The sequence below is a fragment of the Moorena sp. SIO3H5 genome, assembly GCF_010692395.1.
Taxonomy (GTDB): Bacteria; Cyanobacteriota; Cyanobacteriia; order Cyanobacteriales; family Coleofasciculaceae; genus Moorena.
Window position 1 is genome coordinate 23414 of record NZ_JAAHHS010000004.1, and the last position, 7972, is coordinate 31385.

Sequence of the window (7972 nt, forward strand, 5' to 3'; positions counted from 1 at the left end):
AGCAAAATGTATAAAACAATTCCAGTAAAAGCAATATTCACAGATGAAGAAAAAGCTTTTTGGCTGTTTCAAGGCGAACAAGCGAATAGCTTATGGAATTGTGCTACCTATTACTCCAAGCAAAAACATTATACTTGGCTAAAACAGCAACCAGAAGCTTTTACTACTTACTGGAAAGAAGATGTGCTGCGTTATGGTTGGAAGACGTATAAGTGTAATGTTAAGTACGCGGAACTTTGTAAAGAGCTAAAAGATAATCCTCATTACAAAGCGATGGCGGCTCAATCAGCACAGCAAACTTTAAAGTCTGTGGCTGAATCAATTACAGGTTATAACCAATTAGTCGGACTTTATTATAAAGGCCAGGTAGATAGACCAAGACTTCTTAGATATCGCCAAAAAGGCGGGTTGACTGGTGTCACTTTTCCGAGACAAGCTCTTACCTATAAAAAAGGCTTATTTTATCCCTCTGTCAGCAAAGAGAGTAAACCAGAACTGCTAACAGAAATTGTACTAGAAGCTCCAGATTTTATAGATCCAGATTGGGTCAAAGAGGTGACAATTCGCCCGTACCTGGGAGAATTATGGATTGATTGGGTGATCGACGACGGGAAGCAACCAGTCGAGAACAACCCCAATCTTGATTATTCACAGGCTTGGAGCTTCGATCATGGTGGGGATAATTGGCTAACCGGAGTTTCGACCCATGGAAAGAGCCTGATTATTGATGGTCGGAAACTCAAATCCATGAATCAGGGGTACGCCAGATTGGTTGCCAAATATAAAGCCGGTAAATCAGATTTTTACTGGGATAGCAACCTGGATCGTGTCCAACGGAAACGCAACAATCAGATGCGAGATGCGATTCGGCGAAGCCGACGCTACGCGAACAACAAGGCAGCCAGATTTATAATTAACCGATGCCTCAATGATCATATTGGAAACTTGATAGTTGGATGGAATGAACGTCAAAAAGATTCATCAAAGATGGGTAAACGGGGAAATCAGAACTTTGTAGTTATTCCCACTAAGAGGTTAATCAAAAGACTAAAGCAACTAGCCTGCGAATATGGAATAAAACTAACGATTACCGAGGAAGCGTACACCAGTAAAGCGTCTTACCTTGACGACGACAGCCTCCCAAAACATGGCGAAAAACCCAAAGGATGGACACCGTCGGGCAAAAGGGTAAAACGTGGATTATACAAGTCTTCTGAAGGGCACCTAATCAATGCTGACTGTAACGGGGCAGGCAATATTGCTAGGAAAGTAGCTGCACAGTTAGGAATTGACTTAACCAAGGCAGGTAGGGGATCAATGACAGTCCCACACCGGTACGATCTGTTTAACTCTCTTTCTAGATCGTACAGGACAAGAAGTGAAGTGGCACGGGTTCACCCTGCCACGTAACAACATTGTAGAATCCCCCGTGCTTTAGCCGGGGGAGATGTCAATTAGTTGTTTGAGCTATGAATCGATTTAAGTTAGGAGTTAAGGTAAAGCGCTACTAAAAGCTAGGGTAAAGAATCAATGCCTACTAACAACTCAGGTATTAAACCGTTTTCGACATCTATTTATTTAAAAGACCATCAAGGTGATAGGGGGCTCGAAGCGGTTTTTCAATCTAATTCTAGATTAGAGGCTTTCATGGCACATCTAGTCCAGTCTGAGCCAGACAGGAGCGAAGCCCAGTGGGCTGATTGCTTCTTATATCAGTTGAGACAAGCATCTGATATTGCTCGGATTTTATCCATTACTAATCTTCCGATCGGGGTGATTAGAGCTTATCTGTTATTGTTAACATTATCTGAACAGCTCTTATTCAATTACCTACAGTTTGTTTGTTGGTCTGCAGCTCAAGCGATCGCCCATCAGCTGAGTAAATCTCATAATCTTGCGTTACATTATCCTGTAGAAGAATGTTTCATCATTGCTAGTGAAGCAGCCAGCAAGCCAGCTAAACTCCTCAGAGGATTTAATTTTTATGCTAAGTCTTCTATCAATGCCTATGCTTTCAATGCCCTCAAGCGAATTATTAGAAATCAAGTCGCCAAGGAACTCAGGTTAAAATCTATCAAATTTTCTGATTATGGCTTGTTGCGATATTTGGATAAAACCGAACTTGATCAAGCACTTAAAAACTATGGAATCACTAATCAAGATTTAAACTATTATCGTCTGGCTTGGCAATCGTTTAAAGACTACTTTAACGATATGANAGAAAAACGGGATATGTTGAAATTGAAGCCTTACTGACAGTACACACAACTAGTGAAACCCAAGCTAACTCAATCTTAAGGCGACTGAGCGCAGAGGGTTTTTGGGCAATGGTTGTTGATAGTCGCCGAGTTACCCTACTAAAACGTAAGGTAGTTCGCTTGTGAACTAGTTCCGTTTTAACTAGGTAATGTTAATTACTAATTAACATTATTAATTAACATTATTAATAAGCCGTTGCTGCTATACAAGAAATAGCGATACCTAACACCAAACCAACAAGCACCTGAAAGGGTGTATGACCTAATAATTCCTTAAGGCGGTCTTCTTTCAACTCTTTGTCTTCGCTAAAAAACTGATCGATAATTTGGTTGAGAATGCGAGCTTGCTTACCGGCAGCTTGCCGGACACCAGCAGCATCATACATGACTATGATGGCAAACACTAAAGCGATCGCAAACTCTGGAGAAGCCCATCCTACTGTTTGTCCTACACCAAATGCCAAGGCAGTGACTAATGCTGAGTGAGAACTAGGCATTCCACCAGCAGTCATCAATACCTGAAGATTAGGTTTGCGATTTTTGGTTAGATCAACCAAAAACTTAAATAGTTGAGCCACCAGACAAGCAATGAGCGCAACCAGCAACACCTGGTTGTTTAGGATGTCGCTAAAGTCCTGCATAATTATTTATTTTAAATTGGTCATTGGTCATCGATAACTCAGCATTGGGGAAACGATGAAGTATGAAGGATTAAGTATTTATTATGAAGTATGTTCCCTGGATAGCGTCCCTTCTAGGGTATAATCAAGGATGAAGTATGTTTTATTGGTGTTCCTGTAGGCTAGGATTAAACACTTCATCCTTTAACTGTCCTTGGCCTTACCCCAATACCAAGTACCTTAATGAGTGCGATTCACAATAAAGTCAGCGATCGCAATCAGGGGTTGAGCTTTTTCCCCAAAGGATTCAATTTGAGCTTTTGCCTCATTCACCAGCTCTTGGGCTTTTGCTTTTGATGCCTCTAGCCCCCAGAGGCTAGGATAAGTTGCCTTTTGTGCTTTAATATCCTTACCTGCTGTTTTACCCAGTTCCTCCTGAGTAGCAGTTATGTCTAGGATGTCATCGACAATTTGAAATGCTAAACCAATATTTTGGGCATATTTGGATAGCCTTTGTAAGTTAGCTGTCGTTGCCCCTGCCAATATTCCACCACAAACTACACAGGCTTCTAACAAAGCACCAGTTTTATGAGTATGGATAAAGGAGAGGGTTTCTTCTTTAATATCCGACTTACCTTCTGATTCGAGATCAAGCACTTGACCCCCAACCAATCCGGATCCCCCAACTGCTTTACCCAACCACGCAACTACCTGCAAAACTTGGGGAGCTGGTACATTTTTAGTTTGAGCCGCCGCATATTCAAATGCGTAAGCTAGTAAGCCATCACCTGCGAGAATGGCAATGTCCTCACCAAATACTTTGTGGTTAGTTAGTTTACCCCGACGGTAATCGTCATTGTCCATTGCTGGTAGGTCATCATGAATCAATGACATGGTATGGATCATTTCCAGAGCGCAGGAGGTTGGCATTGCCATCTCCACCGTGCCACCCATCAGTTCACAGGTAGCTAAGCACAGAATCGGGCGCAAGCGTTTACCTCCAGCCAAAAGAGAATAACGCATTGCTTCGTAAATTTTGTCAGGCTCCATTCGGGGGAGAGCCTGGTCTAAAGCTGACTCAATTAGAGCCTTTCGCTGTTTTAAGTAAGTTACTAAGTCTAAACTTGGGGATTCCCTCTTGGGGGTAGGTCGCCCCTCCGTCACTACCATGCCTTGATTCCTTGATTATCTGATTCCTCTAACAATTTTACGGGGCTGGGGGTCTTCTTGAAACTACCTTGTCTAATTCTCCTGCTTCTCGTTTTATGGACAAAACTCTTTACTGATGCTACTTAGGATTGTCGAGTTTTGAAATTTATCAGTAGCGCTAAACTAAAGTCTAACCCTGTCAATCCCCACATTTAATCTGTTCTTAAACAAACAACACAGATTTATAATAATCTTATTTTTTATAACTTTCAGTTTTCTTAATTAGTTTTTTTGTTGACCTAGCTTGCTGTGAAATGAAATTATTTTACTCATAAACAACGGTTTAATTGATTGATTGTTATCAATCTTCACGAGAGCAAAACTGTTCAAGAATACCTCTTTGTATAACTAAGGATTGTATTATTTAGTAGCATAGCCACTGTCATCGGTCCGACGCCACCAGGGACAGGGGTAATATATCGGGCGGTTTCCTGAACAGAGTCAAAGTGGACATCTCCTACAAGACGAGATTTTTCTTGTTGATCACTAACGCGATTGATACCAACATCAATTACCACAGCACCTGGTTTTACCATGTCCCTGGTAATCAGTTGAGGTCGTCCCACAGCTGCTACCAAAATATCAGCTCGACGTGTCAGCTCCCCCAGATCTTGGGTGCGCGAATGAGCAATTGTTACTGTAGCGTTGGCTTCTAGTAGCATCAGTGCCAGAGGTTTACCTACTAAAATACTACGTCCTACCACTACTGTCTGTTTACCAGACAAATTAATCTGGTACTCTTGCAACAGGTGCATTATCCCTGCTGGTGTACAGCTACGTAAACCAGGCTCTCCCCTGAGCAGACGACCTAGATTAACAGGGTGTAATCCATCAACATCTTTATCCGGATGGATTTGGTGCAGTAATGAAACAGCATCTAGGTGGTCGGGTAAGGGCAGCTGGACCAGAATTCCATCTACACCCTGATCTTGATTGAGGGCGTTAATGGTTTGCTCGAGTTCTGCTTGGGACGTGTTACTGGGAAAATGACGACCAAAAGAAGCAATCCCTACCTTAGCACAGGCACGTTCCTTATTACGAACATAGGCAGCGCTAGCAGGGTTGTCACCTACCATCAACACTGCTAATCCAGGAGGTCGTCCATGTTTCAAGGTCAGCTTCTGTGTCTGTTCTTGCAGCTGGGTCTGAATTTTTTTAGCTATGGTCTTACCATCGAGTATGTTGGTCATTGGTCAATTGGGTTAAACAGTGTAGACGGGTGTACAGATGCTGCCTACTTGGGTTAGAACATTGTAGATGCATGGAGCGACTTACTTTAGGCTGGGGAACGAACATTTATGTTTCAACCTACTTCCTTTTTCACTCCTCCAAACAGAGTTCATTGGCAACTGACAACTGAAAACATCATAGGATTTCAATATGCCAACTAAGTATTGGTCAACTCTTTTACCGTTTTGGGTTTTACTTGTAGGAGCAGGGACTGTTGGCTGTAGTCCCTTAGCCCATAATGGCATTCATCAGCTTAATATTAGCTACCCTGGTGTAAAGGTCACAAAAATCCGTGATATACCACAAAATCAGAATACTATCGATACAGTCTACCTTCGGGGTAAAGTTACTAATCAAGCACCACTTTTAGATGCGAATGCTTATGAACTCAAAGATGCCACTAGTACCATTTGGGTAGTCTCTCAGGGAACTTTGCCCAATATCGGTGATCAAGTCTTGATCCAAGGTAAGCCTCAATTTCAAAGCATTCCCATCGCTGGACAAGATTTGGGTGAATTCTTTGTTCAAGAGCTTGAGCAGCTAAAACGGCAAGTCTATCAACCCAAGTCCCCCTTACTTCCAGCACCAACAGATGAGCAGTAAGCAAGTTCAAGTAGCGATCGCTATTCTATATCGGCAAGGTCAGTTCCTGATGCAGCTACGGGACAATATTCCTGGTATTCTTTACCCTGGTTTGTGGGGTTTATTTGGGGGGCACATCGAACCCGGAGAAACCCCTATCGAAGCTCTGAAGCGGGAATTGGTTGAGGAAATTAGCTATGCACTACCCTCAGCATCTTTGTTTGGCCATTATCCTGAACCCCATGTGTTCCGCCATGTGTTTGCAGTACCCCTGACAGTGGAAGTCTCACAGTTGGTCTTAGGGGAAGGCTGGGATATGGGGTTGTTGACTCCTGAGCAGATTCGTCAGGGCGAGTCTTATTCTGCCAAGGCTGGTCAGGTGCGACCCCTTGGTCCTGCTCATCAGCGAATTCTACTGGATTTTCTGGAGAAGGGATCCAGCTTGGTATAAGCTACTCTATACCGGACACCTGGGCAAGAACAACCAGATAACCTACCCTAAACCGAACGCCAAAGGCGAACAACTGGATCACCTTAAATCTTCAACCCTTCACGGACAGCAAAGCATTATCAAGAATGCTTGTTGTCCTTTTTGTTATTTTGGGCATCTCTCTGCACAACGGCCACTGAAATGCCTTCGCGTAGCGTGACCTACGGTCAATCGCTTTTTAGTACTCACTAATTTGATGTTCTAATTTGATGTTAACGATTGATTAATTGCAATGTGATTAAATAATTAATTCCTTTAATGGGCGTTATTGGTATTTACAGCTGCACATTAATACGCTTAGTTTTTGTGTTTTTATATGTGAAAGTAGAGATCATGTGTTCCTGGGTTAGTATTAGGTCAGGCCGTAGTCGATAGTATGGCGCTAGGGCTTTCGGGAGAAACTCAACAGGAACACACGGGTCTTGGGTTGACCTTTTGTTGAGTGGTTGTAAGCGGAGAAAATATGCATTGCTTTCCGGAAGGCATGGGCAATACTCTACAATTGTGCGCGTTGCCTTTGTTGGTGGGACTGGCTTGTGGCGGTTGTCCCTTTTGAAAACTTTCCGGAAAAAGTTATTAACCTACGAAGTATCCCATTAAAATGGATTTTCAATTTTTCATCAATGGTTCCATCTCTGGGAATGATTCTATCGCACCAAACCAAGACCATACTCCATAAGGAACACAGGCAATTAATGCCGCTTTTTTCGCACCACCTAAAAATACCCTCGAAGGTTTGGCAGAAAACGGGAAGTGAACGACTCTTGCCTTTGACTGGCAAGACTGAAAAGGTTTGGCAGGTGCTAGATGCAGTGTCACATATTTTGCCTTTCAAACGCCTTAAAGCCTTTACTGTGAATCAAAGCCTATTCCGGGCATTCTTCTCTACAGTCATTGGAAGTTTATTCAAGACTGAGTATAGGGGAAGCTTAAGAAATTTATGACCAAGTCATGGTGAAGTTCCCTGTGTGAAAGGGTTTCAAGGCTGTTGGCACTTCGTAACAGCAACTCTTGCATTACGCCGATTTTATGGTCTGAACTTGCCCACACTCTGAGTTAGTCTCAAGCCTCATAAATCTCTCTATTTTCAGCGGGGTTTGAAGGCTCTATCCCAGTTACAACAAGAGTTAGAGCCTTCAAGTCATCCTTAAAGCAACTTGTGATACTGGGTTGGGTGTCCGATTTGACGCCCTAAGCTATTAGGGCGTAAGTCAACTTATGGTAGTTACTTAATAGCAAGGGAGTGCTTAGTCTGCATTCCCTTTGTGTGGGAGTATGTCACAACCAGGGGAGTGATTGATTGCCTGGAACCCGCTCAAGGTTCTATACATTAAACTTTGTTTTTTGTCTGTTACTTTTTTACAAAAATGATTACTATATGAGGTTTATGAGGTTTTCTATGAGGTTTATGAGGTTTTCTATGAGGTTTATGAGATTTTCTATGAGGTTTATGAGATTTTCTATGAGATTTATAGCAATCCTAAATCATTTGTAAAATAGGCAAAATCCTAAATCTTTGCTGGGCAAGGGTTATAGCGATAGCTTCGGCCACTATCTTTCACGAATCATATAGGATGGCTATA

Annotated in this window: 7 protein-coding genes; 3 read left to right on the plus strand and 4 right to left on the minus strand. The window is 42.5% G+C overall.

Features of this window, described 5'->3' with window-relative positions; translation table 11 throughout:
- Positions 1–6: 6 nt before the first annotated feature.
- The gene (locus tag F6K52_RS01300) at positions 7–1410 is read left to right on the plus strand and encodes a transposase (protein ID WP_293072864.1); all 1404 of its coding nucleotides are present in this window, start codon (positions 7–9) and stop codon (positions 1408–1410) included.
- Between the two features lie 1033 nt (positions 1411–2443).
- Here F6K52_RS01300 and F6K52_RS01305 read toward each other — a convergent pair.
- From F6K52_RS01305 to folD, 3 genes are all read right to left on the minus strand, one after another.
- Positions 2444–2899: a divergent PAP2 family protein gene (locus F6K52_RS01305; RefSeq protein WP_293072867.1), complete on the minus strand. Its 456-nt coding sequence runs from the start codon at positions 2897–2899 to the stop codon at positions 2444–2446.
- A gap of 219 nt (positions 2900–3118) precedes the next feature.
- Positions 3119–4048, minus strand: a complete 930-nt coding sequence (crtE, locus tag F6K52_RS01310) for a geranylgeranyl diphosphate synthase CrtE (protein WP_293072870.1) — start codon at positions 4046–4048, stop codon at positions 3119–3121.
- A 365-nt stretch (positions 4049–4413) separates the two neighbouring features.
- The gene (gene folD / locus F6K52_RS01315; protein ID WP_293072873.1) at positions 4414–5277 is read right to left on the minus strand and encodes a bifunctional methylenetetrahydrofolate dehydrogenase/methenyltetrahydrofolate cyclohydrolase FolD; all 864 of its coding nucleotides are present in this window, start codon (positions 5275–5277) and stop codon (positions 4414–4416) included.
- A gap of 190 nt (positions 5278–5467) precedes the next feature.
- Here folD and F6K52_RS01320 point away from each other — a divergent pair, with 190 nt between their 5' ends.
- Both F6K52_RS01320 and F6K52_RS01325 read left to right on the plus strand, forming a co-directional pair.
- Positions 5468–5920, plus strand: coding sequence for a hypothetical protein (locus tag F6K52_RS01320; protein WP_293072875.1), 453 nt, complete (start codon positions 5468–5470; stop codon positions 5918–5920).
- Positions 5910–6350 (plus strand): NUDIX hydrolase, encoded by a 441-nt coding sequence (locus F6K52_RS01325; RefSeq protein ID WP_293072878.1) that lies wholly within the window; start codon positions 5910–5912, stop codon positions 6348–6350. Before F6K52_RS01320 ends, F6K52_RS01325 begins: the two co-directional genes overlap by 11 nt.
- 648 nt (positions 6351–6998) lie before the next feature.
- Here the strand turns inward: F6K52_RS01325 and F6K52_RS01330 are convergent.
- Positions 6999–7208, minus strand: a complete 210-nt coding sequence (locus F6K52_RS01330) for a hypothetical protein (RefSeq protein WP_293072880.1) — start codon at positions 7206–7208, stop codon at positions 6999–7001.
- Between the last annotated feature and the right edge of the window lie 764 nt (positions 7209–7972).

What these genes read in the sequence shown, in the direction of transcription:
- F6K52_RS01300 (WP_293072864.1), top strand. Translation starts at nt 7, where the DNA reads ATGTATAAAACAATTCCAGTAAAAGCAATATTCACAGATGAAGAAAAA.
- F6K52_RS01305 (WP_293072867.1), bottom strand. Translation starts at nt 2,899, where the DNA reads ATGCAGGACTTTAGCGACATCCTAAACAACCAGGTGTTGCTGGTTGCG.
- crtE (WP_293072870.1), bottom strand. Translation starts at nt 4,048, where the DNA reads ATGGTAGTGACGGAGGGGCGACCTACCCCCAAGAGGGAATCCCCAAGT.
- folD (WP_293072873.1), bottom strand. Translation starts at nt 5,277, where the DNA reads ATGACCAACATACTCGATGGTAAGACCATAGCTAAAAAAATTCAGACC.
- F6K52_RS01320 (WP_293072875.1), top strand. Translation starts at nt 5,468, where the DNA reads ATGCCAACTAAGTATTGGTCAACTCTTTTACCGTTTTGGGTTTTACTT.
- F6K52_RS01325 (WP_293072878.1), top strand. Translation starts at nt 5,910, where the DNA reads ATGAGCAGTAAGCAAGTTCAAGTAGCGATCGCTATTCTATATCGGCAA.